This is a genomic window from Microcoleus sp. Pol8_D6, from assembly GCF_036700965.1.
Classification (GTDB): domain Bacteria; phylum Cyanobacteriota; class Cyanobacteriia; order Cyanobacteriales; family Microcoleaceae; genus Microcoleus.
The window spans coordinates 135,222-158,930 of record NZ_JAUBPW010000005.1 but is presented as its reverse complement, the minus strand read 5'-3'; the positions used below and the strand labels follow the sequence as shown (position 1 = coordinate 158,930).

Annotated in this window: 23 protein-coding genes; 10 read left to right on the top strand and 13 right to left on the bottom strand. The window is 46.2% G+C overall.

All coding sequences use genetic code 11. The annotated features are described in order from the left end of the window. The first annotated feature begins 589 nt into the window (after positions 1 to 589). Positions 590 to 1,036, top strand: coding sequence for a hypothetical protein (locus QUA10_RS03935; protein WP_333081046.1), 447 nt, complete (start codon positions 590 to 592; stop codon positions 1,034 to 1,036). 219 nt (positions 1,037 to 1,255) lie between these two features. Here the strand turns inward: QUA10_RS03935 and pheS are convergent, their stop codons facing one another. Beyond that, positions 1,256 to 2,260, bottom strand: coding sequence for a phenylalanine--tRNA ligase subunit alpha (gene pheS / locus QUA10_RS03930; RefSeq protein WP_333081047.1), 1,005 nt, complete (start codon positions 2,258 to 2,260; stop codon positions 1,256 to 1,258). A 288-nt stretch (positions 2,261 to 2,548) separates the two neighbouring features. On the opposite strand from pheS, the gene surE reads away from it, so the two are divergent. Further along, a complete protein-coding gene (surE, locus tag QUA10_RS03925; protein WP_333081048.1) occupies positions 2,549 to 3,355 on the top strand; it encodes a 5'/3'-nucleotidase SurE in 807 nt (268 codons plus the stop codon). A 127-nt stretch (positions 3,356 to 3,482) separates the two neighbouring features. Next, positions 3,483 to 3,881: a hypothetical protein gene (locus QUA10_RS03920; protein ID WP_333081049.1), complete on the top strand. Its 399-nt coding sequence runs from the start codon at positions 3,483 to 3,485 to the stop codon at positions 3,879 to 3,881. A gap of 360 nt (positions 3,882 to 4,241) precedes the next feature. On the opposite strand, the gene QUA10_RS03915 is transcribed toward QUA10_RS03920, so the two are convergent. Both QUA10_RS03915 and QUA10_RS03910 read right to left on the bottom strand, forming a co-directional pair. Further along, on the bottom strand, positions 4,242 to 5,462 hold the full coding sequence (locus QUA10_RS03915; protein ID WP_333081050.1) for an LL-diaminopimelate aminotransferase: 1,221 nt from the start codon (positions 5,460 to 5,462) through the stop codon (positions 4,242 to 4,244). Between the two features lie 222 nt (positions 5,463 to 5,684). Continuing rightward, the gene (locus QUA10_RS03910) at positions 5,685 to 6,011 is read right to left on the bottom strand and encodes a thioredoxin family protein (protein ID WP_015177073.1); all 327 of its coding nucleotides are present in this window, start codon (positions 6,009 to 6,011) and stop codon (positions 5,685 to 5,687) included. 144 nt (positions 6,012 to 6,155) lie between these two features. On the opposite strand from QUA10_RS03910, the gene QUA10_RS03905 reads away from it, so the two are divergent. Further along, complete coding sequence (locus QUA10_RS03905; RefSeq protein ID WP_333081051.1) at positions 6,156 to 6,908, top strand: biotin/lipoate A/B protein ligase family protein; 753 nt, start codon at positions 6,156 to 6,158, stop codon at positions 6,906 to 6,908. 283 nt (positions 6,909 to 7,191) lie between these two features. Here the strand turns inward: QUA10_RS03905 and QUA10_RS03900 are convergent, their stop codons facing one another. The 4 genes from QUA10_RS03900 to psaK form a co-directional block, all read right to left on the bottom strand. Further along, the gene (locus QUA10_RS03900; protein WP_333081052.1) at positions 7,192 to 7,977 is read right to left on the bottom strand and encodes a DUF928 domain-containing protein; all 786 of its coding nucleotides are present in this window, start codon (positions 7,975 to 7,977) and stop codon (positions 7,192 to 7,194) included. A gap of 38 nt (positions 7,978 to 8,015) precedes the next feature. Further along, a complete protein-coding gene (locus QUA10_RS03895; RefSeq protein ID WP_333081053.1) occupies positions 8,016 to 9,965 on the bottom strand; it encodes an adenylate/guanylate cyclase domain-containing protein in 1,950 nt (649 codons plus the stop codon). An 81-nt stretch (positions 9,966 to 10,046) separates the two neighbouring features. After that, a complete protein-coding gene (locus QUA10_RS03890) occupies positions 10,047 to 11,243 on the bottom strand; it encodes a site-2 protease family protein (protein WP_333081054.1) in 1,197 nt (398 codons plus the stop codon). A gap of 80 nt (positions 11,244 to 11,323) precedes the next feature. Next, positions 11,324 to 11,608 (bottom strand): photosystem I reaction center subunit PsaK, encoded by a 285-nt coding sequence (psaK, locus tag QUA10_RS03885; protein WP_333070476.1) that lies wholly within the window; start codon positions 11,606 to 11,608, stop codon positions 11,324 to 11,326. Between the two features lie 133 nt (positions 11,609 to 11,741). Between psaK and QUA10_RS03880 the strand changes: the two genes are divergently transcribed. After that, a complete protein-coding gene (locus tag QUA10_RS03880; RefSeq protein WP_333081055.1) occupies positions 11,742 to 12,389 on the top strand; it encodes a phosphoribosylanthranilate isomerase in 648 nt (215 codons plus the stop codon). A 133-nt stretch (positions 12,390 to 12,522) separates the two neighbouring features. Here QUA10_RS03880 and QUA10_RS03875 read toward each other — a convergent pair whose 3' ends face one another. After that, a complete protein-coding gene (locus QUA10_RS03875; protein WP_333081056.1) occupies positions 12,523 to 12,837 on the bottom strand; it encodes an acylphosphatase in 315 nt (104 codons plus the stop codon). A 59-nt stretch (positions 12,838 to 12,896) separates the two neighbouring features. Between QUA10_RS03875 and QUA10_RS03870 the strand changes: the two genes are divergently transcribed. From QUA10_RS03870 to QUA10_RS03860, 3 genes are all read left to right on the top strand, one after another. After that, a complete protein-coding gene (locus QUA10_RS03870) occupies positions 12,897 to 13,448 on the top strand; it encodes a CPBP family glutamic-type intramembrane protease (RefSeq protein ID WP_333081057.1) in 552 nt (183 codons plus the stop codon). A 45-nt stretch (positions 13,449 to 13,493) separates the two neighbouring features. Beyond that, complete coding sequence (locus tag QUA10_RS03865) at positions 13,494 to 14,828, top strand: HEAT repeat domain-containing protein (protein WP_333081058.1); 1,335 nt, start codon at positions 13,494 to 13,496, stop codon at positions 14,826 to 14,828. A 662-nt stretch (positions 14,829 to 15,490) separates the two neighbouring features. Next, the gene (locus QUA10_RS03860) at positions 15,491 to 17,152 is read left to right on the top strand and encodes a vanadium-dependent haloperoxidase (RefSeq protein ID WP_333081059.1); all 1,662 of its coding nucleotides are present in this window, start codon (positions 15,491 to 15,493) and stop codon (positions 17,150 to 17,152) included. Between the two features lie 276 nt (positions 17,153 to 17,428). Here the strand turns inward: QUA10_RS03860 and QUA10_RS03855 are convergent, their stop codons facing one another. Then, the gene (locus tag QUA10_RS03855; protein WP_333081060.1) at positions 17,429 to 19,495 is read right to left on the bottom strand and encodes a BamA/TamA family outer membrane protein; all 2,067 of its coding nucleotides are present in this window, start codon (positions 19,493 to 19,495) and stop codon (positions 17,429 to 17,431) included. A gap of 150 nt (positions 19,496 to 19,645) precedes the next feature. Further along, positions 19,646 to 19,846, bottom strand: a complete 201-nt coding sequence (locus tag QUA10_RS03850) for a hypothetical protein (RefSeq protein WP_333081061.1) — start codon at positions 19,844 to 19,846, stop codon at positions 19,646 to 19,648. A 159-nt stretch (positions 19,847 to 20,005) separates the two neighbouring features. On the opposite strand from QUA10_RS03850, the gene QUA10_RS03845 reads away from it, so the two are divergent. Further along, entirely contained in the window at positions 20,006 to 20,836 is an 831-nt protein-coding gene (locus tag QUA10_RS03845) for an alpha/beta hydrolase (RefSeq protein WP_333081062.1), read from the top strand. Between the two features lie 129 nt (positions 20,837 to 20,965). Continuing rightward, positions 20,966 to 22,447, top strand: a complete 1,482-nt coding sequence (locus QUA10_RS03840; protein WP_333081063.1) for an ATP-binding protein — start codon at positions 20,966 to 20,968, stop codon at positions 22,445 to 22,447. A gap of 12 nt (positions 22,448 to 22,459) precedes the next feature. Here the strand turns inward: QUA10_RS03840 and QUA10_RS03835 are convergent, their stop codons facing one another. The 3 genes from QUA10_RS03835 to QUA10_RS03825 all read right to left on the bottom strand — a co-directional run bounded on the left by QUA10_RS03835 (position 22,460) and on the right by QUA10_RS03825 (position 23,700). Next, the gene (locus QUA10_RS03835; protein WP_333086174.1) at positions 22,460 to 22,666 is read right to left on the bottom strand and encodes a hypothetical protein; all 207 of its coding nucleotides are present in this window, start codon (positions 22,664 to 22,666) and stop codon (positions 22,460 to 22,462) included. A gap of 5 nt (positions 22,667 to 22,671) precedes the next feature. Next, positions 22,672 to 23,025 (bottom strand): slr1659 superfamily regulator, encoded by a 354-nt coding sequence (locus tag QUA10_RS03830; protein ID WP_333081064.1) that lies wholly within the window; start codon positions 23,023 to 23,025, stop codon positions 22,672 to 22,674. A gap of 66 nt (positions 23,026 to 23,091) precedes the next feature. Continuing rightward, entirely contained in the window at positions 23,092 to 23,700 is a 609-nt protein-coding gene (locus QUA10_RS03825; protein ID WP_333081065.1) for a DUF6272 family protein, read from the bottom strand. Between the last annotated feature and the right edge of the window lie 9 nt (positions 23,701 to 23,709).

The following is a 23,709-nucleotide window of genomic DNA, read 5'->3' as shown; positions in this document are numbered from 1 at the left end:
CCTCATTCTCTCCTGGCGCGGTGGCTCTAGTTCTTCTTTTGCCACCGTTCTCATCTTTGGTTAGTCTAAACTACAGTAGATGAGATCAGCGGCAAAATATCTATGTAGTCCGAAGCGAGATTCACTCCGTGAAACGCTCTTTAGAAGCGATATTTTATGCAAACAATCGCCCGATTGATGATAGCTTGATAGTCAGTGACATACTAAAGTTTATGTGCACCTACTTACTGACCGTAAACAATGTGTTAAATTTAACTTGAATCACGCTAGTTAATGTTTCTTTACATAAACATAATTTTTTCCGCCTACCTACTTAAGCGCGCGGATCAGCGCTCCGGCTGGGGAGTCAATTGTGTAATCTTTAATTTTTAATCGACTCACCAAAGTTCAACCTTCCAAATGGCGGCTGGGGAGTCAACTCTAAAATCTAAAATCTAAAATCTAAAAGTGACTGACATTCCTTGCTTGAATCTATCAAAAGACTGAACTTTTTTAACCGATGGCCGGCGGATAACCTCTATCTAGAGAACGGTTACGCCGATCGCTCAAATCGAGTAAAAATAGAAGGTCACATCTCCTTTTGTATTCTATGAAACTGAATTATTTTACGAAACGGCTTTCGACTTTAGGGCGCTTGATGGCTACAACTGTGCTTTGCGTGTCTGCGATGGCTTTCGTCTGGTCTGGTGCGTTCTTCTCCAACACCGCAGCAATGGCCTCTCCTGCTGTAAACTTGATCGCAGCAGCAGATGCGGGCGATGCGGTTCAAGAAAAAGCCAGCAAAGATGCTGGACGAGCCAAGAACTTCATCCGAGATACAGAAGATAAAGTTAAGGAAACTGCCAAGACAAATGCTGCTAAAGTCGATCGATCATCGGAGGATGGTAGTGTAGTAGAGCGCAAAGCTAAGAAAGATGCGGCCACAATTGAGAAAAGAGCATCGGAAGATTCAGCTCGGACTCAGAAAGCAGTAGATAATACCAAGAATGCTGTCGAGAGCGCTGTTGACAGCATCAAGGGTGTTTTTGGGAAGTAGACAATAAATAAGTAGGTAAGCGCAAAAAAAACAATAATATCTTGCGGGGGCTTGTAGGTGCAGCTTTAGCGCTTATCTACAGTAAGGGCGAGTCATCGTTGCAGAACCCGCCCTCTCCCCAAGTAATGTTTATTTGTACTTACTTACTTGAAACTGAAAAATTGATGTAGCTTAAGCAAAATCTCTAGAGGGTTTGTAGAACCGACCCCAAACCATGCTTTAAAATTGCCGCAAAAAACGCAAATCGCTAGCATAAACCCGGCGAATGTCGTCGATTTCATAAAGTACCATTGCGAACCGCTCGACCCCAAAACCTGCAGCAAACCCAGTATATTTTTCTGGGTCTAAACCGACTCCTTTAAGAACGTTAGGATCGACTGTTCCGCACCCCAAAACTTCCAGCCATTTGCCGTTCCACTGCAAATCAACTTCGGCCGAAGGTTCGGTAAACGGAAAGTAACTCGTGCGGAAACGAATCGGCAAATCTTGCCCGAACATTTGCCGCAAAAACTCTTTAATTGTGCCTTTCAAGTCAGTAAATGTCAGACCTTCATCAATTGCTAAAAGTTCAATTTGGTGGAAAACTGCGGCGTGAGTAGCATCAACAGTATCGCGGCGGTAAACGCGGCCGGGAGAGACAATCCGAATCGGCGGTTTGTGCTGTTCCATGTAGCGAATTTGCACTGATGATGTCTGAGTCCGCAGCAAGTTGCCGCCTGGTAGGTAAAATGTATCTTGCATATCCCGCGCTGGGTGGTCTGGCGGTGTGTTCAGCGCCTCGAAGTTGTAATAATCTGTTTCCATTTCGGGCCCGTTGGCGACGGTGTAGCCGAGGCCGACAAAGATATCGAGAGCGCGGTCTATGACTGCGTTTAATGGGTGAACGCGGCCGTGGGGGCGAAAAATCCCCGGCATGGTGACATCGATGGTTTCTGAGGCTAACTTTGCTTGGATTTGGGCGGTTTGCAGGGCGGCGCGCTTGTCTTCTAAATCGGCTTGCAGGGCTTCTTTGACTGTATTGGCGATCGCACCTACTTTGGGCCGTTGGTCTGGCGACAGTTTGCCCATCATGCCTAAAATTTGAGAGAGTTGGCCTTTTTTGCCGAGATAGCCGACGCGCAACTGTTCGAGTTGATCGAGGGTATTGGCAGTTGCGATCGCACTTTTGGACTCTTGGCCGAGGGTTTCTAGTTGAGTTTCAATGTCGCTTAGCTGGACAGTCATTTTGATTTTAGATTTTAGATTTTAGATTTTAGATTGATGGCAGTTTTGGGCCAAATTGAGTTTAGCGCAATTTTGGCTCGACAGATTTTAGATTTTAGATTGATGGCAGTTTTGGGCCAAGTTGAGTTTAGCGCAATTTTGGCTCGACAGCTTGTAGATTTTAGATTTTAGATTTTAGATTTTAGATTTTCGGCAGTTACGGATAATTTGTAATAGGGAATTCGATGTTAGAGCGATCGCGCTAGTTGAATCTAGTTTAGTATTGTTATAAGGCTTATAAAAATTTCAATGAAACTTTTAATTAGCAACGACGACGGCATCTTTGCACAAGGCATCCGCAGCCTCGCCAACGCTCTCGCCGAGGCTGGCCACGACGTGAGCGTAGTTTGTCCCGACAGAGAGCGTTCTGCTACCGGCCACGGCCTTACTCTGCACCAACCCATCCGCGCCGAAATTGTCGAATCTATTTTTGATCCCGCAGTCCAAGCTTGGGCCTGTTCGGGCACTCCCGCCGACTGCGTGAAACTTGCTTTGTGGGCTTTACTTGACAAACCGCCGGATTTTGTTATTTCAGGTATCAACCACGGGCCCAATTTAGGCACGGATATCATCTGTTCGGGTACGGTTTCGGCCGCAATGGAAGGAATTATGGAAGGGATTCCCAGCATTGCTTTCAGCCTCGCCAGCTTTACTTCGCAGGAATTTGGGCCGGCGGTGGATTTCGCTGTCAGCTTGCTGGCACAGTTGGAAAAACAGCCAATGGCGAAACCGATGCTGTTGAATGTCAACATACCAGCAGTCACACAAGCAGAAATTACCGGAGTTGCGATCGCCCGTCAAGGCATTCGCCGCTATTTCGACATATTTCAAAAGCGCACCGATCCGCGCGGCAAAACTTATTATTGGCTGGCTGGGGAATTGTTAGAAGATGTAGAAGAAATCGCCGATTCGGCGGTGCCGCATGATATTCCTACAGACGTACAAGCTATTCGCGACAACAGAATAACCGTAACTCCTTTGCAATATAATCTCACCTGTGCTCCAGACTTGCACTCGTTGCGGGATTGGCAAGTTGAAGGTTTTCCCAAGCAGTGAGCTCCGATCGACCCGATCGGAGCGGTAAACTAGGAATTAAGGAAAAGTGCCTCTCAAGGTCTATACCTTTGGCGTTAACACAGGCTCCCAATTACTTGTTAGTTTTTTTTACTCAAGAAAAACAGTTATGAACGCTCCTACCTATAACACTCATTCTGTCACTTGCCCGATCTGCAACCGTTCCAGCGTCGTAGGCCCAGTCGGGATGGTCAGTGGACTATTCACTTGTCCCCACTGTCATTCTCATATGGTAATTAGCTGGAGCGGTCATTTTGTGCGCGATCCTTTTAGTCTCAAACAACTGACGGTGGGAAAGATGCTCCGGCGCGAGAGCAGACCGTTAGCTCGCCTTCAGCGGGACTTTGGGCTGGGCAAGCCTTTGCCGCTGATCGCAATTTTGGGCAGTGTGGTCTTTCTCGGGTGTGCGCTCGCCGCTACGGAACAATCGCTACCCCGACAGAATTCACTTCAAGGATTTTTAGAGTGGGTGAGCGGAACTGGTAATTCCCAAGATGTCTCACGTTAACATTTCTTAAAAAAGATTGTGACAGATACTGCGTGCAAATATCTATTCCTTTAGGTAGAAATCACACTATTTTAGCAATTGCATCCATCTTGATCTGCGGGTAAGCACTTAGACGCCGTGCCCTTATTCCTGTGTCCAAAAACGTCAAAACCCCAGTCCGGCAGGGGTTTTAACCCCTGCCTAAAAGCTCAAGTCGGGTGGGCTTAAGTCTCATATCAATTCCGGTTGCACCGGAATTATTGTTGACTGTTGACTGTTGACTGTTGACGGGCGGGTCGAAAACTAGATTTTATTATTCCGATGCAACCGGAAACGAGATCACGAGGGTGTTTCGGGTTAAGTTGAGACAGATTACATCGCTCAATTGAGAAACTCAGCAATTTTTCTAACTGCTGTTTCCAAAATTGCTGGCGACTCGACTAAGGCAAATCGCACGTAGCCTTCTCCTGATTTCCCGAAACCGGCACCGGGGGAAGCTGCGACTCCTGTACTCTGTACTAGCTGAGTGCAAAATTTCACGGAATCGTTGGCCCAAGGTTCCGGCAGTTTCGCCCAGACGTACATGGTAGCGGGGGGTACTGGGACTTGCCAGCCGATGCCCTGTAGCGCGTTTACAAAGGCATCCCGCCGTTTTCTGAAGGTTTCTACGCTGGTTCTGACGGTATCTTGAGGGCCTGTTAATGCGGAGATCGCTCCGTTTAAAATCCCTCGATATTGGTTGAAGTCCACTGCGGCTTTTACCTGGCGCAGCGCTGCAATTAGTTCGGAATTGCCGATCGCATATCCGACTCGAAAACCTCCCATACTGTAGGATTTGGATAGTGTAAAAAACTCGATCGCCACACTCTTATCTCTATCGGCCTGAAAAATTGACGGCGCCATCAATTTGCGGTTTTCCTCGATCTCAGAGGGCGGGCACGGGGGCACCGCCCCTACAGAATCGTCAAACACCAAATCCACATAAGGGAAATCGTGAACTAAAACAAGTTGATGTTCCCGACAAAAAGCCACAGCTTTCTCAAAAAAAGCAACCGGGGCGATCGCAGTTGTAGGATTGTGAGGATAGCTCAAAACCATCATCTTCGACTCAGCCAGCACTGCTGTCGGAATATCTTCAAATATCGGCAAAAACGCATTTTCTGCCAATAGCGGCATCGGATAAATTTGACCACCAGCCAAATGCACACCGCCCGCGTGGGAAGGATAGCCCGGATCGAGTAACAAAGCAAAATCTCCAGGGTTGAGTACAGCTAAAGGCATATGCGCCGTGCCTTCTTGGGAACCTATTAACGGGAGCACTTCTGTTTCTGGATTGACTGCAATTCCAAATTTTTGCTGGTACCAAATAGCTGCTGCTTCCCGAAAATCTCTTGTGCCGTTAAATAGCAAATAGCCGTGGGTGCTGGTGTCTGACAGAGAATGTGCGATCGCATCTGTAATATGAGCCGCCGCCGGCAAATCCGAAGAACCCAGAGACAAGTCAATCACATTTTGTCCCGCTGTTCTAGCTTGAGCTTTTGCCCGATCCATATCGGCAAATACATTAAATTGCAGTGGCTCTAAACGTTTAGCAAATTGCATATTTTTTCTAATTTTTGGGGCATATTAATATTTCTTACATTGCTGAATTATTTTTTTTTCATTTTTATGTGCTGCTTTGTAAAGTTTTTTTATAACCGCAGAGAGCGCAGAGGGCGCAGAGTCAGAGAGGAATATCGAGGAGAAAAGAGAGATATTAAAAAATCTTTTCGATTGCTATAGTTGTGAGTTGGGAGTTGGAAACTCCCGAATCATTTCCAAACTTTATAAGTGAGCGTCCAGCAAACCGACCAAAGTTTGTTTAGTAATAGCTCCCTCGTGGGAAAGCACTACTTCGGCATTTTTAAACAGCCTGAGAGCTGGAACTCCTTCTACTTTATACTGTTTGACAGTATTAGGATTGGGGTCAATTTCCATTTTAACCACTTTCAGCCGATCGCTGTAGTTGGCCGCCACCCAGTCTACCGAAGGCGCGATCAGTTTGCAAGGCCCGCACCAACTCGCCCAAAAATAGGCAAGCACTGGTTGCTCAGCTTTCAGGACTTCTGTTTCAAATTTTTCGTCGTTAATGACAATTACACTGTTGCTCATGGTTCTGCGATTATTTTTTCTATTTATTTCTAAAGCACCGGCGGGCGTGAAACTTGCACCAACTTAGAAGACAGGCCCAAAAAACTGTTACTAATTTTAAAACATTCTGTGAATTATTGAGTGCAAACTCAGGACTGGGGACGGATGGCTAATTCTGTATGGCGTTTAATTCCACTGTTGTCGGTGTCTGGTAGCGTGCAGATGGCGATCGACCAATGGCTACTGGAACAGCATCTAGCGGGCAAACATCCGCCAACTCTGCGATTTTACACTTGGCAACCGGCGGCGATTTCCTTGGGCTACCACCAGCGCCGATGGCCGGAGTTTTGGCAGCAGTTGTCTTGGCAGGGAATGCCTGTGGAGTTGGTGAGGAGGCCCAGCGGCGGGCGCGCCGTACTTCACCAAGGGGATTTAACTTATGCAGTTGTGGCGTCGGGATTTGGAAGCAGCCGTATGAAAGCTTATCAGACTATTTGCGAGTTTTTGATTGAGGGTTGGAGGGCGATGGGTTTGGATTTGCAATACGGGGAAGCAGGAAGAAGTTATATTCACAATCCAAATTGTTTTGGTACTGCGACTGGTGCAGATTTAGTTACACTTGATGGCTGCAAGTTAATTGGTAGCGCGCAATTGCGACGGGGTGAGGCTATTTTGCAGCACGGTTCCATGCGTTTGCAGCCGGATGTTAAATTATTTTCTCAAGTGTTTGGGGAGGAATTAATTCCTGTGCAATTACCTCTATCTGAAGGGGGAGATGATTTGATTGCAACTGTAATTGATGTTTTGAGTGCGGCGGCTGGTCGCTGTTTTGAAATAGATTTGAAAGTGCAGCCGCTTTCGGATCGGGAATGGCGGGATATTTTGGAATTAACAAGTAATAAGCGGTTTCACATTTAACCTACATATTTGGGGGTGGGCTTTACTGCCACCTTTAGGGTACAGCCAAGATGGTCGTTCTACAAGAGATTTCTGGAATAATTATTGTGGGGGATGTCAAAAAGTCGGTCGCCTTTTGGGAACAACCAAGATGACCGTTCCACAACACATAGTTTTTATTGTAGAACATCCATCTTGGCTGTTACTGATACAAGTTAAAAACTTGTACACTTCTTTTTATTAAAACTTTTCTGGCCCGTTGCTGTAACCCCACCAAAAAAGTTAAATTAAAATGCAGTACCGCTTATGGCTGTGGCTGAGTTGGAACGATCGGCTCTTTGGCAATTTTGCCCAATGTCACTGCATCTAGCAAGCTTTCCCAATCAGCAGCTAATTCTGCATCGTTAGGATTGGCTTGGCGAGCCGCAGCTAAAGTGCTGAGGGCATCTTGCCAAATCCCATTTTCAGCATAAATAACGCTTTTCTGGCGCGGTTCTGCCTGATCTAATTGACGACGGATATCTGCACTGATTTCAACTCGCTTTACAGTACCGCTTTCGATCTGATCGCTCGATCGGTCTTGAGAGTCGCAAATCACTGTCAAATTCCAAGTGTAACTTTTGCCTACTTCCAAGGGTGGCACATTTTTGTCAGCAGGGATACTAACGCCGATCACCCCTGATAAATTCCTAATTGTGAGATCCTGTTTATAAATCTGCTTGCCGCTTTCATCGTTTAGGGTAAATTCGGCTAATTCTGCCTCTGTTTGAGGCAAGTAGAAAAAGAAAGTTGGATAGTCGGAAACAGTCCGTCCGATATTATTTTTAGGCACTAAGGCTGTGAGACTTAGCTGACTAATGCTCGCGCAGCCACCGCGTATAGGCCGTCTCGGTTGAGTGGGGGGTGGAGCCTCCCTATCTTCAGTAGGCTGAATGAAGCGCGGCCCTCCCGGTATAGGGTTGGGTGGGCGGTCAGGTGTGTTTATTTTGGGCTGTCCCACAACTGCCAATTGAGAAATGTTAAGTGTGGCTATCAATACTATTGAGCCAACTGATATCAGATTGATGAGAAACTTAGTAATTGTTTTCATATTAACTCCATAAATTTGTAGGGAGAGATTCTCTCTTTTTATTTTTTTTTCCTTCCCAAAATCCGGTAGACATTAACTTTTTGTTCTCTGCCTCTTAACGGTAAAGGTCCCCAAGATTCTACCTCAAATTTGTCCGCCAGATACAGAAAGGTTTCTTCTGCAATCAATATCCGGCAAGTGTCCTCTTGCCGATCCTTTTCGCAGCTTTCCAGGCGAGAGGCAATATTTACGCTGTCGCCGATCACTCCATATTCTAAACGGGTTGTGCCTCCCAGACTACCCACCATCACAGGCCCTGTAAAGATGCCTACTCGCATTTTTACTGTCGGTAAACCGCGATCAAGCCAATTTTGATTCATTTCTGGCAAGCGCGAACTTATAGCTAAAGTGGAAGATACGGCAAGGCGAGCATCTTCTGCAATTTCTTCTGCAGTGGTGCGGGGAATGGGTACGCCAAATACTGCCAGCATTCCATCTCCGGTAAATTTATTAATTACCCCTTGATGTGCTTGGACTTCTTGGGCCATTGCTGATAAATACTCATTTAACCAACTCATTACCACTTCAGGCGGTAGTTTTTCGGAGATTGTACTAAAACCCTGCAAGTCGGTGAGGACGATCGTAGCAGTAACTTTTTGCCCTGGCAATAACCCTGATTCGAGCAGATGGACGCGCTCTTTCCACAAGGCATTTGCGATCGCGGGTGAAGTTTGTTGTCCTAATAATTTCATCACAATCCCTTGCTGTTGCCTCGACTGCTCGTATTTATAAGTAACTGCGACTCCTGCGGTGATTAAAAGTGCCATAGCAGGGGAAATTAGAGGTATCCACCCCTGTTGCATAAAGAGGAAAAAGGTGAATCCGAATAATGAGCCGCAAGCTGCGATCGCACTTCCCATCAAAGTCAGCGATTTTTCTAGCCGCCAAGCTAAACAGCCACCCACTGCACTCCACAAAGCGATCCAGAGAATTTCTTGCCATTCGTCCCAATACCAAAATAGCCCTTGGCCGTCTAAAACTGCACTGAGAATTTGGCTGGTGGCAGTTGCATGAATTAATACCCCAGGCGTCGGGATATTACCGTTTTTGGTAGCGCTGTAAGGGGTAGAAAAAATATCTTTTACAGTTGGGGCTGTAACGCCAATTAAGACTATTTTACCTTTTACCAATTTGGCGTCTACTTTGCCCTCCAAAACTTGAGTTAGTGTCACCGTTTCTGCTATATTTTTAGCAGAGCGGTAATTGAGCAATATTTGATAGCCTTGGGCAGGAATGTTCTGATAACCTCCTGAGTTTGAGCGTAACTTGGAAAATAGTGTTTTGTTTACCAAATATTCATTATTTTCTGTAGCTTTAGATTCTATTTTATGGCTATCAAAATATGCAAAAGCTAGCCGGCTGGAAAATGAATAAAACGTGTTTTTACCATCGCCAATAGAAATCACATTGCGACGCACTATACCATCGGGATCGAGATACAAATCGTTAAATCCTACCCGCTCCTCGGGTATGTTGGGAGGTGGCTGCACTCGATCGTACTTTAAGGAGCCGATGAAGGTAATGGGAAATACTTTGGGGTTTTTCAGTTGAGTTGCTAATTCTGCACTCCCCGGTTCGTAGGGAATATCACGAATTATATCGAGACCAATAGCTCTGGGTTCCAAACGCGCTATTTCGGCGATCGCTTTTGCTAAAACGCGATCGGAAATTGGCCATCTGTTTAAAGTACTAATGTCCCGATCTGTGATTTCAACTATCAGCAACCTGGGGTCAGGGCCCCGATCGGGGCGCAACTGCACCATGAGGTCGTAAGCATTTAATTCTAGTGGCTGCAACCCGCCTAAATGCCTTACGCCCAATAGAGTTCCCGTCACGACAATCCAGATAATAGCAACAGGTTGCAAGTCAGCGTTGGGGAATAAATGAGTTAAATTTTTCCCAAGTCCCTCCGCAAATTTATGATAAATTCTCTTAAAGAATTGGGGCATAAAATTTAGTGTTTCAACCCTGAGTCACAAAGTATGCTACATCTTAACTGATCGCTGATGCCCCTTACCGATAGCCAATTTTTAGTTTTCTTGTGCAGTTTTGGCGATCGCACTTAACTGCAATCCCTGCGGATAGCTGTTTTCTTCTTTGCTGCGCTTGATGTCGGCCATTGAAATCTGGGGTCTGAGGTATTTTGCTAAAACTTTAATCACGTCGCCCCGATCGATCGTCCCCGCTACTGAACCAATCGGCGAGAGGACGATGATTCGGGGGAGTTGACGGGCTTCCATGCTGTTAATTACTTCTGCGAGGGATGCTTTTTCCGAGACTGTGGGGGTTTTTCCCAGGGGTTTCAAAATGTTGTGCAAAGTCTGAACTTGCCATTGACTGCGTTCTGTGAAGCGGATATCGTCGATCGACACTAACCCCAAATCCCGGCCGTTGGTCGCAGCAATGTAAAATGGAAACGGATTGACTTCTAACAAATAGCGATCGGCAAATTCTCGCAGAGTCAAATCTGCATCTACAACTCGAAACTCGCGACTCATCGCATCGCTGGCTTTAATTTTGAGCAGGGCTTCTTGCAGCGAAGTAACTTGGCTGTAAGCAGTGGCATTGCGAATGCCAAACCAGCCGATCAGCGCAATCCACAAGCCGCCGTACTCGCGCGCTAAAAAGCATAAACTCAGACCCAAAGCAACAGCCAGCCAACCTAAAACTTGTCCGGTTTTTGCCGCCCAGCGAACGCCGGCAAATCGAGAGCCAGTGATTTTCCAAATTGCTGCTTTTAAAACTTGTCCTCCATCCAAAGGTAGACCGGGAATTAAGTTAAATAATCCCAAAACGAGATTGATTAGTGCTACCCTTTCCGTGACAATTGCTAACAAACTTTTCGGGGGAAGAACTTGAGAACCCAAACCGAGGATTAAAAACAACGCAAAGCTGACGAGAGGGCCGGCAATAGCTACTTGAAAAGCTTGACCGGGAGTTTTTGATTCCGAGTCGATCGAAGCTACCCCGCCAAATAAGAATAAGGTAATAGAATTAACTTTAATGCCTTGCGATATCGCCGCCAAGCTGTGTCCGAGTTCGTGCAAGAGCACGGAAGCAAACAGTAGCAGGGCTATTGCTAACCCCGCACTCCAAGAGAGCGCAGGCCCCCACAGGCGGTAACTGCTGGCGTATTCGCGGGTTGCTAAGGCTAAAATTATAAACCACGAATAATCTATAACTAGGGGGATGCCAAATAAAGAGCCGATTCGCCAACCTGTCTGCATGAAGTTTCCTGGGAAAGGAGAGCAAGAAAGAGTTTCTATTATATCTTTTCTACCCCTTGCCTTTGCCTTTCCCCTGATTTTTACAGAACTCCGGCGTTACCCAAGCCCAAGATTACTCCGGCTCCGAGCAAGTGACCGAAGCTGGCTGTTGCCAGCAATTCTGGTACGCCGAAGCCTTTGAACATTCCAGGGAGTGCAACGGGTAAAGCTGGGCCCTTGCCTCGGTTTTGCTTGGAGATGCCGTAGTAGCCGATCGTGATCGCCAGCAAATTACATAAAATCATTGTCAGTCCTACCAGTGGCGACCACTCCGGTGTTGAGGGAGCGGTAGATTGTACGGCTAACAGCAAAGATGAGTTGATCACGTTCTTATCTCCTGATGTTACAGATCAATTGATTTCCAAGATTATAAAAAGCGTTTTGCATTAAACTAAGATTTGTTTTAATAGTTAACAATTCGTTTATATTTTGATACAAATTTGGAAGGGAGAAGTCGGAGTGCGGGTTAAAATTTGCGGAATCACTAAATTAGACCAAGGAATTGCGATCGCCCGCTTGGGAGCCCAAGCTTTGGGGTTTATCTGCGTGCCGGCTTCCCCGCGCTATGTCAGCCCAGCAACAATTCGCCTGATTGTCGAGCAGTTGCCGGAAAATGTCGATCGCATCGGCGTTTTTGCCAACACCACAATAAAAAATATCTGTCAAGTAGCGGCAGAGTCAAATTTAAGCGGGGTGCAGTTGCATGGAGATGAAACAGCGGAATATTGCGATCAACTGCGGGAGTTTTTGCCGGGAATTGAAATTATCAAAGCCCTGAGAGTTAAGACTCCTGAAACTTTAGCCACCGCTGCTGTTTATGCTGTTCGTGTCGATACTTTACTGCTGGATGCTTACCATCCAGGGCAATTGGGCGGTACTGGTAAAACGATCGACTGGATGATGCTATCAGAGTTTAGACCCCAGTGTCCTTGGCTGCTGGCGGGCGGTTTAACACCCGATAATATTTTAAATGCAATTGATAGTGCGATCGGCAATAATTTCAGCGGTGTTGACCTTTCTAGCGGCGTAGAAATAGCGCCGGGAGATAAAGATTTGACCAAAGTTTCTCAGTTGTTTGCTAATTTAAGTCAACTTGCTAATCATTGATCAATTGGCAATACCAAGTTCGCGCTTTTTATCGGATTTATTCTTTAGTCTGCTTGGGCGAAGCCTGCCGTAGACTAGGCATACTTCGTTTGTATAGTAGCGGTTTCAACCGCAGTTTATTTCCTTTATTGTTTTATCGGCGGATCTCAAAAGTGCGTGAAGCGGAGCTATCGCCAAGGGAATCGCCCTCCGGGTCTTCGTATTCCAAAACCAACTCACTAACCGTAGCACCGGTGGGGCCCCGACGACACCAACTAATCATTCCTTCCACAGCTTTTTTGGATACTTCAAAGACAGCCTCGACGCGGCCATCGGGGAGATTTCTTACCCAGCCGCCCAGGCCGAAATACTTTGCTTGATTCATCGTTGAATATCGGTATCCTACTCCTTGAACTAATCCCGAAACAAAAACGTGCACTCTGACGGGTGGCAATGATTGGTTTTGCATAATAAACGGCTCAACTTACTGCTAACATCTGTTTGAAAATTTTAAGGATCAGTTTGATTATGTTAAATTTTAGTGCGATGACGCTGCTGGGATTGCTGGTACGCCGCGTCACCCTAGCTTTTTCAACTATTCCCGATTTCACTGATTGGCTGGTTGCAGCTATGCTCGCGCTGGTTTACACTTCGATCGCGCTTCCTATCGGTTTTTGGTCGGGATTTTTGAAAGTTGATGTGCAAACCTCCCGGCCTACAATTGTGGGAGTGCTCGTTGGCTGTTTGTTAAGTCCCGGCATCACCGAGGAAGTATATTTCCGCGTGTTAATGCTGCCACATCCGTTAGAGAATGCTTCTGGGTTAATGCTGTGGTTTTGGGGATGCGCGAGTTTGGCGGTTTTTGTAGTGTACCACCCGCTGAACGCGCTGACTTTTTACCCGGTTGGTCGATCGACCTTTATGAATCCAGTATTTTTGCTACTGGCGGCAATTTTGGGAGTTGCGTGCTCCATCGCCTACCTGCAAAGCGGTTCTATCTGGCCTGCGGTGGCACTTCACTGGCTGGCAGTGACAGCTTGGCTGTTGCTACTGGGCGGTTACAGGAGGCTCTATGGTTAAATGTAAAAAGTCCAGCATCACTATTTTGTCGGGAGGATCTCAGTTGTGGGTATCATAGGAGCGATCGTAGGTTTTTTGGCAGGGGTAGCAGTTGCTTACTGGTTAGTGGAAAAACGCTTAAAGAAGCAAAAGCAAGAATACTTGCAGCAAACTCGCAGAATTAGTGAGGAAATAGAATTAGCTCAGATGTCTCGGGTGCAACAAGCTGTCGAATCTCAGCAAGGAGAACGGGAAAATCAGCTTAGAAAAGCTACTATCGAACACGAAAATTTACTCAGACAAGTTACTACCCAATACGAAAACCAGCTCAAACAAGTTGCGGCTCAATACGAAAATCAGCTCCAACAAGTTCGGGCAGAACGCGACAGTCAGCTCCAACAAGTTTTGGCAGAACGCGAGAGTCAGGTCCAACCACTTGCCAGCGTAGACGAGTACGAGCTGCGACGACAAATCAGCGAGGAATTAGAAGCCGCTAACAATGCTAGGATGCAGCAAAATATCCAATCTTTGCAAGCAGAACACGAACATCATTTACTTAGAGTTGCTGACGAATTGCATATAAATTATCAAGCTCAGATGGAGCAACATTTGCAAAACTTGCAAAATGAACACGAAATTCGCTTGAGGCAAATTGCCGAGGAATATGAGAACCGCGAGGTTGAGATGCAGTTAAATATGGAGGCTTTGCAAGAGCAATACGAGAGTCAGTTGCAAGCGGCTCACGAGCAGTTGAGAGAGCACGAAGCTCAGATGCAAGCTACTATCAGGTCTTTGCAAGACCAGTACGAAAGTAATGTACAACAAGAAGTCCCGGAGCAGCAGTTCAGTCAGTTAAATTCAACAGAATTTGCCGAAGGTTTATCACAAGAAGAAGAAGTTTGGCAGGAACTGTCAAGTGAGTTAAATCAAACAGAAGTTGAAGAAGAGTTAAATTACACAGATTTTTCGGAACCACAACCAATTGATTTACATCAACCAGCACTCGAACAACAGCTTCCAATTACCAGACAAGCACCAAGCTATTCCCTACCGCAGTTGATGGGATGTGTTCAAAGTCAGGACAAAGAAACCCGCAAGTTTGCAGCGTCTGCTTTAGGTAAAATGGCTGCTGCTAATGCTCTGAGATCCGAAGGTCAGCGAGCAATAGAAACCTTGGGAAAATTAGCTCAAGATCTTCACCCGGAGGTGCGCGAAGCTGCTGTGGAAGCACTAGCAATGATTAAGTCTGAAAAAGTGATTCCGCTGCTACAAAAAGCTTTGCGAGATATAGATAGCGGTGTGGCTAAATCGGCAAGTGCTGCGCTCAATAAGTTTAAGTTTTATCCGCGCACTCCGGCGGCTAAGTCGAAAACTGTTGATGTGAAGAAACCAAAGCGTTAAGCATTTACTAGGATAAAGATAGCAATTGTCAATTGTTCACACAACACAGTAGGGATACAACTTTGTTGTGTCCTTACCTATTCGATGAATATCACAAATATCTAGAAATTGTCAATTGCCTACAACACACGACACAACAATGTTGTGTCCCTACCGAGGTGCGGTATTGCACTGAGTTTCGATTAATACCACAAACATATAGCAATTCTCTATTTCCTACAATACAGGACACAACATTGTTCGGTTCCTACCGAGTTATTTATTGTACTCAATTTCGATTAATATTACCAACATATAGCAATTCTCCATTGCCTAGAACACAGTACACAAAATTGTTATGTCCCTACCGAGGATATGTTCGAGTTCTGAAGAGAGTAGATAAAAAACTTATTATTTTTAATTGTCAATAAATGCTATCTAGCTTTTTTGAAGAAATTATGAACCGACTTAGAGAGTAAAGTTTTGTAAAAAAAGGAAAAGAAAAAAATATGCGCGCTTACTCAGTAATACGGACTTTTTAGCACATTTATAAAGATTCGATAAAGGAATGGTGAATAGGTCGATTTTTATAAAGATTTACATAAGAACTAATCGAAGGAGTAAATGGTAGGATACATTTGAAAAAACACAAAAAGCTTAAAGTTTTCAATAAAGTAACATACATGAATCAGGAAGAGGTAGATAGAGTAGCTGCCCCAAATTTACTTCCCTCCCAGGGAGATTTAGTGGCTAAATTCAGCAAGATCGATTTACCCAAAACCATTGAAATGGGCGATCGAGGTAAAGTCACTGTGAAGCTGACAAATCAAGGTTCCGCACCAGTTACAGGCCCCGTCACGGTCAAACTCTACACTTCCACAGACGAGATGCTCGATCGCGCCCCAGACGGCAAATTAGTCAACGATTGCTTACTTACCTCCACTGTCCAACAAGTCAACCTGCTGCCGGGACAATCCACAACCGTTAAGTTGAACTATGCCAACATGACCTCGGTTGGGGCTCCGGGGGCTTGCAACCTGATTGCCGAAATTGACCAGAACAACGAAAGCAAGCAAATCTCGAAACTGGTTTCGGCAACCGGAAGCGATGTTGTCATCGACTGGAATGCCATCGCTTTAAATGCGATCCAAGCTGAAGGTAAAGCGGGACGGGGCGTGCCGCCTACTGTAGGATCGCGCCTGATGGCGATTACTTCCCTCTCAGTTTACGATGCGGTGAATGCGTTCGATCGCACTCACACGTCCTATGCTGTCAACACTCCCGCCCCCATTGGCGCATCCGAGGAAGCAGCAGCAGCAGCAGCAGCCCACAAAGCGTTAGTCACACTGCTGCCAAATCAAACTCAATTATTCGATCGACAACTCGCCCGATCCTTAGCACAAATCGACGACACACCGCAAGCCGAGGCCGATGGAGTCGCCTTTGGGAACTTCGTTGCTGATACCATCCTCGCCTCCCGCGCCAACGATGGTTCCAGCAACAATGCCCCTTACGTTCCCCCAGAGGGTGATTACGTTTGGCGACCGAATACCGAAGGCCCCAACAAAGGCGCGGCACTCGGGCCAAACTGGGGCAAAGTCAAGCCCTTTGCTATCCCCAACACCGCAGCCTTTGCCCCGAACGGTTTAGATGGCGTACCGGGAACCGATCGCTTCGTGCAAGACTTGGAAGAAGTTCGACTGTTGGGGGGGAAACAGAGTACCGCAAACACCACCGTGACGCGAACTCCTGACCAAACTGAAATCGCCTTTTTCTGGGCTGACGATCGCGCCGACACTTTCCGACCTTACGGACAATTGAATCAAATTGCTGAAGAAGTCGCCATGCGCGAGGAAAAAACCGTCCCGGAAAATGCGCGCTTGTTTGCTGAGTTGAACGTCGCTTTGGCCGATGCTGGAATTGTGGCTTGGGATGCCAAGTACAACAGCAAAGTCATTCAACCCCGACCAGACGATTTGATTACCGGGGGATTTGGCGAGAAACATGGCATTTCAGGAACGGTGACTGACCCGGAATGGGAGCCCCTACTCAGCCCCACCCCGCCCTTCCCAGATTACATCTCTGGACATTCGACTTTTGGCGGTGCATTTGCCGGAGTGATGACCAACTTTTTTGGTGAAAACTACTCTTTTACGGCAGTTTCCCAAGAAATGCCCGGTGTAACGCGCACTTACAACAGTTTTTACGATGCTGCCTATGAGGATGCGATCAGTCGCGTTTACGGTGGCGTGCACGTGCGCGAGGCTACGGTTGATGATGCGCTGCCAACGGGTTTGGCGGTCGGCAATTTCGTCGCGCAAAATCTGTTTAAAACCGTAGGCTGAAACCTTTTTTTAGCAACTGGCAATTGAAATCGCTTCTTGTATCTTCACGCATCCTGTAGGGGCGGGTTTTACCAATCATCTATGCCAGAAACCAACAATATAATAAACCCGCCCCCACCCAACGACAAATCCGAATCTACATTTTTTGGATTCGCTCCAATATCAGGTTAATCTGGGTTATCGGTTGTGTGGGGGCGGGTTTACAAGATTGTTTGCGGTTATCAAATATTGTTGGTAAAACCCGCCCCTACAGTTAACTCGTGACTGATGACTAATTCAAAATCGCTGCTTGGTACCGAGTATCAATTTGATGTCGCCGGAGTCGCTAACACCCACATCTAAGCGAATTAATCCAAAGGACGATCGCACCCTCACACCCACCCCAACACCCGCCCCAGTCCCCGGTTTGTCCCTGACTACGGCCGGTTTTCCGAGTACACTATCTCCTGTGCCCAAATCCGACGCAAAATCAACAAATATCACGCCGCCGACATCCCTGCCCACAGGAAACCGATATTCGCCGGAAGCCAAAAAATAACTCCGGCCACTGCCAATATCCCCGCTATCGTAACCCCGCACAGAATTGCGGCCGCCGAGGCGAAAAGCTTCCGTTGGTGGCAAATCCCCGATTACCGTACCCGCTTGCAAGTTAAAAGCCAGCATTTCGGGCAAGGCTTCGGACTCGCTGATGCCCAGCAAAGTTAGTGGTACATACTGTATATAATTTGCTAACAGCCTGTTGCTCACAATGTTACCTCGACCCAGAGGTATCGACTGGTCGGTGCTGAGGCTGAGAATCGAACCGCTGGTGGGGTTGAAGGGATTGTCCCGCCGATCGAGCATCGCACCGAAAGAAACAGTGTATAACTCGTCAACGCCGCTGCCGCTGAATGTGAGAGGATTGCCGAGTTCGTCCCGGCGGGCGATATTTAAGTTGCGATCGCGCGTACTGATATTTGTATAATTCAGTCCCAAAGTCGATTGCCAATCGCCCAAAGGTCTGGTAAACCTGAGATTTCCCCCCATCCGAATTTCCCGAACTCGGTTCCCGTTGGGCAAATCAATATCTTTGTTGAAAATTTCCGATATTCTGCGATCGCCAAAAGCTCTCACACTGTATCCCAAACGGTCTTCGGCGGCAACGTAAGGGCTGACAAACTCGACATCGTACTGGATACCTCGGAGGCTGGGTTCAAGTTCCACCGCTAGCCGCTGGGGGTTGGTGCCGAAAGTTCGATCGGTATAGGAAAGAGGAACAGCAACGCCAACGTCATCACTAAGACTGGCACTAACGCTAAAAGAGCGAGCCGATCGCTCTTGAACGTTGTAGATTACATTAACATCCGTGCCAACTTCTTCAATCGAAACCGTCACTTTGTCAAACAATCCCAATTGCTGCAACTGCTGTAAATCCGATCGTACAACTTCCCGGCTGTAGTTATCCCCCGCCTTGAGTTTGAGCTCACCTCGGATAAAATCTTCCGAAATTCTGCCCTCAACCGGATTCCCTTTTTTATCAACAGCTTCGCCTCTGGAATTGACAAAGCGAATTTTCACCTCTGCAACGTAAACGCCCTCAGCATTGCCCGCTTGACTGATTTGTAGAGTACCGCCTAGCTGTCGGGCGTTGCTGTTTACTGCTTCGGGGATTTCGGCTTGTGTCGCGATCGTCGCCGGAGTTTTTAACAGAGATGTAAAATCTTTATTATGGCTGGACTTGAGTGATATCAATTCCGGTTGCACCGGAATGATTGTTGACTGTTGACTGTTGGCTGTTGACTCTTGACTCGGGGTGGAAAAACTGAATGGTTGAGTGTTAACTGTTGACTCGATTTTATTATTTTGATGCAACCGGAAACGATATGAGGGAGATTCCCCAAGGGATAGCTGCGCCGCGCGTACTTCTGGAGAAGCTGCGAGCTCATCCGATGCCGGCAAATCCTGCACAGTTGGGTTCACCTCATCCGATTGGTGACTATTTAAGACTGGAACCGATAACAAATGTCGCTTCTCATCTAGTCTAAATCCCCCTAAATCCCCCTTAAGAAGGGGGACTTTGAGCATATTTCTTGTCCCCCCCTTAGTAGGGGCGGTGCCCCCGTGCCCGCCCTTGGCTAGGGGGGATCTAGACTTCCCTACAAACAACAGAGATGGTCGGTTTGACGTTAAGTTGTCACCGATGACCTCATCCTCCTCCCTCTGAGCCCTCTGCGCCTCTGCGGTTCCCTCTCTAAACTCCGCCTCAGTCGATGCGGCACTCGGATCGATCGCCCGCGCTGCCAATTCGCCACCAGCCAGCGCCGCCAAAGTCAAAAATGCAATAATCGGAATTCGCATAGACATTAAATTTAAAACACACCGAACGAATATTGCCCAAAACCGGGCCCCTGCATAATTAGCCGAAAAGAAACCCGGTATTGTTGAGGCTACCGGGTTTCTGGGATGCTGAAATGTGGGAAAGTTCGATCGACCGCGGGCGATCGTTAAATTTGTTTAAATAGTTTGTCGAGAAACACGTTTCTCAAAATGAGCCTGAGTCTGCTGCAACAGTTGTTCGCGACTATCCTTAGCGGTGGTAATGGTAGGGAGCAAGTTGCGAGCTTGTAACGTCATGTGAAGCTGTAGGTGTGCTACGTACTCACTGACATCTTCGCGAAGAGAGCAAGCCGGGTACTGTTTTAAAGTAGAGTTCAAAGTGTTCTCCTGCTTTGGGTTTGTAGTGTTTTCTAATAATCATAGACAATATCATGGTCTATTTCTAACTGTGTACTCCGTAATGAAGTTTAACGTTTGAACTGCTTTTTTGTTACAATCCTTTACAAATGTATCTTACTTATTAGGAGTCGATCACCCATGCAGTCTCAAGCACTTGTAGGACAAAAGCACACATTAAGTACATTTGTCAATAGCACCCCCCAAACAGCCGCCTACCTCGACATCGGGTGCGGCAGACCCTTATTGATGCTGCACGGTTTCTTCGGAGAAAAGACTTGCTGGCTGCCATTAATTGAGTTATTGCAATCTCAGTTTCGGTGCATCAGTTTAGATATGTTAGGTTTTGGAGAATCCAGTAAACCAGAAATCCGCTACGACGTAGCTGTAGAAGTTGATTTTGTCCGGCAAGTTGTAGAACAACTAAATATCGAACCCTGCTGTATCATCGGACATTCATTTGGCGGTTGGGTAGCATCTGCATATTCCCTCAAATATCCTAATTCTGTTAGCAGTTTAGTGTTAGCAGCACCAGCCGGAATTCGGGACGACAGTTTTTGCGGTCAATACGATGCTTTGCGGCCGCTGCTGTGGGAAACCCCAGCCGTTGATTGGGTCTTGCACTTGGCAAAACCTTTTGCGAGTTTAGCTGGAAAAAGTGAGAAATTGCAGCAAATTTCCGGGTGGCGCAGGGAGTTAATGTCTCAACCAGTAGCAAGGTCATTTTTAATGAGTCGGATGCGGCCGGAAGACGCAGTTGATACAGTAGAAAAAGAAATTCACCAATTGCAAATTCCTACCTTAGTTATCGCAGCAGATAGCGACGAAACAATTCCTCTATGGCACTGTGAAACCTACGCTAAGGAGATACCGGGGGCCGAGTTAGTAATTATTCCCAATGCTGCTCACGGGTTGCCGCAAACTCAAGCTCAAATTATGGCGAAGTTGATTTGTAAATTTTTGAATAATTAAGAAAAACTGTGCAATAAGCCGAATCATAAAACTTGTGATAAGCCACCAATTGCCAATAATTGTGTTTTAGTATACTACTTTATTAGGAAATACAGAATATATTGATTAGTGTATTGTACAATTATTTTTATGGCTCTTAAATCTTGTGTCAGCACGAGCTACAGACATTTAGTTGAGTCGGGGATATTACCAATGGCGGCAATGAGGAACTATTTTAATCTGGAAGAAATTACGACAGCCAGAAAAATTAGTGCTGCGGTAATTAATATCAGCGGCCGCCAGCGAATGCTTTCCCAACGAACGGCTTTTTTTTGCATGAGGTTAGTTTGCTCTCAGAATGGGCTAGAAAGAGCCAAACTGCGGGTGAATTTGTTAGAGGCGATCGAGCTTATGCAAAAATCCCACCGCGACTTAATGAATATTGGCAGCAGCATCAACTTAGGCAGTCCCCCTTCAGCCACCCTCAAGGCAATGTATTTGGAGCCGCCACTGTATTTAGACAAACAAGTGCGCGCATATATCGATCGAATAAAAGCATTAGTGCAAGTTCCTGATGCCGAACTCATGCTGGAAAATCCCCATCTCCTGTACATTGTCGAAGCAGCGGGCGGCGACTTGCTAGAAGCTTTCGATGCCGTGGTGAGCCAATACCAGCAAGAAAGCGAAATCGAACAATTTGAAATCGACCTTAAACAGGTTGAACTTTATCAAGAAAGTTGTGCTGCTACCTCGAAAGCGGAAGCTCAAGCCGCCCAGCTCGATCGCGCACTTTGCGAACTCAAACAAACTCAAGCTCAACTCCTCCACAGCGAAAAAATGTCTTCGCTGGGGGCGCTAATGGCTAGTATCGTCCACGAAATTAATAACCCAGTTAGTTTTATTTACGGCAACTTGAGCCATGCCGCAATTTATACTCAAGATTTGTTGCACCTGCTGTGTCTCTATCAAGAATGCTATCCCAATCCCTGTCCCGAAATCACAGCTAAAATCGAAGAGATAGATCTTGATTTTCTAGTTGAAGACTTGCCTAAAGTTATCTCTTCCATGCAAATGGGTTCCAATCGCATTCGCGAAATTGTCAAATCTATGGGCAACTTTTCGCGCACCGATAACAGTAACATGACCATGTGCGATTTGCACGACAGCATTGACAGCACCGTGTTAATTTTGCGAAACCGTCTCAATTCTCAAATAGACCGTCGCGACATTCAAGTAATTAAAAATTATGGAAAATTGCCTCCTGTAGAGTGTTATTCAGGACAGCTAAATCAAGTATTTATGAATCTAATTACCAACGCGATCGATGCTTTGGACGAGGCATCACAAAATCAGCCCCATGCTGCGCTAAAAATTTTGATCAGCACAGAATTAGCTGGGCCCGATCGCGTGAGAGTGCGGATTGCTGACACGGGTACCGGAATGACACCACAGATAAAAGAGCGAATGTTCGAGCAGTTTTTCACCACCAAGGAAATTGGTAAAGGTACTGGTTTAGGATTGTCTATTGTCTACAAAATCTTAGTAGAAAATCACCGAGGATCGCTCCGGTGCGAGTCTGAACCCTGCAAGGGAACCGAGTTTATCATTGAACTGCCGATCCAGCAAACTTAAGCAATTTACTAATCATCGAAATTTATCTATTTTAACTGTGTGTGGCATGGGCGTCCAGCCTGTGTTAACGGTGTGTGGCACGGGCGTCCAGCCTGTGTTAACGGTGTGTGGCACGGGCGTCCAGCCTGTGTTAACGGTGTGTGGCATGGGCGTCCCGCCTGTGTTAACGGTGTGTGGCACGGGCGTCCCGCCTATGTTAACAGTAATTAAAATTTCCACATATCCTACGCTAATTCTAGCTTCAAAGTTGGCAACAGCTTTTCTAAATTTCTGAGAGATTTCTGTTGCCAGGGAACATCATTTGAACCCAATACCAAAAGTTGAATCGTTTTCTTTTTCCGAACGGCAATGACAAACTTCGACAGCATACTGATACCAGAACTGTTAACAAATTCCAAATTTTTTAGGTTCAAGGTAATAGTAGGCGGTTCGGGATTGGCGACCTCATCTAACAATTCGACTATTGGCGCATACTCTGCTGGGCCGCTCAGGCTGAGTTCGCCTTGGAAAGTGACAGTGACTGATTCTGGATCGTACTGAATGCTGTAATCTTCACCTTGAATTTCTTGAATGCCCATTGTGATTTTGTTTCCTGACTAAAATAGTGTGATCGCACAAGAGAGTAAATATTGAAATGCTAGCAACTAGACCCTAATTTGAACTACAGTCGTAACAATTATGGTATCACTATCTGGCCTGCGATCTAATTTCCAACCTATCTTAGCTGAATAGTCATTAATCATCGTCAGCAATCCCAATCCCGATGTGTCACTTTCAGATTCCGCATTATTTTCAAGCTGCTGCAAATAAAGTTCATTGGGATCGGAATCCAGAATTTCTTCAATAAACTCCTTCAACTTATTCGCCCTTTCGGGCTTGACACTATTACTGGCAAAAACTACCGCCATCACCTCTGTTTCACCAATAAAATGTATACCAAATCTGACCTTGTAATTGGTATCATCGTTATTAAATTTTATCGCATTTTCTAACAGTTCGTTAGCGACGTAACTCACAGCTCCCTTGCTTTCTTTTATCCGTTTCTCGCTGCTAGTATCCTCTTCATCCAGCGGTAGAAAGCTAGACAAATAATCTGCTACAAAATGAGCCGAAAGCCTGTTATTGCGCCAGCGCTGTTTGATGGGGCGAGAACTAGGGGTAAATGTAAGTTCTAGGGAGTCGTGTTCAGGAGGAAAATCTTCAATGAATTCTCCAAAGATTTGTGTCATTGTTTTTAAGTTTCCAGATGTCATAATTTTTCT

Coding starts and splice junctions, on each gene's coding strand:
- QUA10_RS03920 (WP_333081049.1), top strand. CDS start 3,483: ATGAACGCTCCTACCTATAACACTCATTCTGTCACTTGCCCGATCTGC.
- QUA10_RS03900 (WP_333081052.1), bottom strand. CDS start 7,977: ATGAAAACAATTACTAAGTTTCTCATCAATCTGATATCAGTTGGCTCA.
- surE (WP_333081048.1), top strand. CDS start 2,549: ATGAAACTTTTAATTAGCAACGACGACGGCATCTTTGCACAAGGCATC.
- QUA10_RS03895 (WP_333081053.1), bottom strand. CDS start 9,965: ATGCCCCAATTCTTTAAGAGAATTTATCATAAATTTGCGGAGGGACTT.
- QUA10_RS03870 (WP_333081057.1), top strand. CDS start 12,897: ATGTTAAATTTTAGTGCGATGACGCTGCTGGGATTGCTGGTACGCCGC.
- QUA10_RS03935 (WP_333081046.1), top strand. CDS start 590: ATGAAACTGAATTATTTTACGAAACGGCTTTCGACTTTAGGGCGCTTG.
- QUA10_RS03855 (WP_333081060.1), bottom strand. CDS start 19,495: ATGTCTATGCGAATTCCGATTATTGCATTTTTGACTTTGGCGGCGCTG.
- QUA10_RS03905 (WP_333081051.1), top strand. CDS start 6,156: ATGGCTAATTCTGTATGGCGTTTAATTCCACTGTTGTCGGTGTCTGGT.
- QUA10_RS03845 (WP_333081062.1), top strand. CDS start 20,006: ATGCAGTCTCAAGCACTTGTAGGACAAAAGCACACATTAAGTACATTT.
- QUA10_RS03910 (WP_015177073.1), bottom strand. CDS start 6,011: ATGAGCAACAGTGTAATTGTCATTAACGACGAAAAATTTGAAACAGAA.
- QUA10_RS03840 (WP_333081063.1), top strand. CDS start 20,966: ATGGCTCTTAAATCTTGTGTCAGCACGAGCTACAGACATTTAGTTGAG.
- QUA10_RS03875 (WP_333081056.1), bottom strand. CDS start 12,837: ATGCAAAACCAATCATTGCCACCCGTCAGAGTGCACGTTTTTGTTTCG.
- QUA10_RS03825 (WP_333081065.1), bottom strand. CDS start 23,700: ATGACATCTGGAAACTTAAAAACAATGACACAAATCTTTGGAGAATTC.
- pheS (WP_333081047.1), bottom strand. CDS start 2,260: ATGACTGTCCAGCTAAGCGACATTGAAACTCAACTAGAAACCCTCGGC.
- QUA10_RS03915 (WP_333081050.1), bottom strand. CDS start 5,462: ATGCAATTTGCTAAACGTTTAGAGCCACTGCAATTTAATGTATTTGCC.
- QUA10_RS03860 (WP_333081059.1), top strand. CDS start 15,491: ATGAATCAGGAAGAGGTAGATAGAGTAGCTGCCCCAAATTTACTTCCC.
- QUA10_RS03830 (WP_333081064.1), bottom strand. CDS start 23,025: ATGGGCATTCAAGAAATTCAAGGTGAAGATTACAGCATTCAGTACGAT.
- QUA10_RS03890 (WP_333081054.1), bottom strand. CDS start 11,243: ATGCAGACAGGTTGGCGAATCGGCTCTTTATTTGGCATCCCCCTAGTT.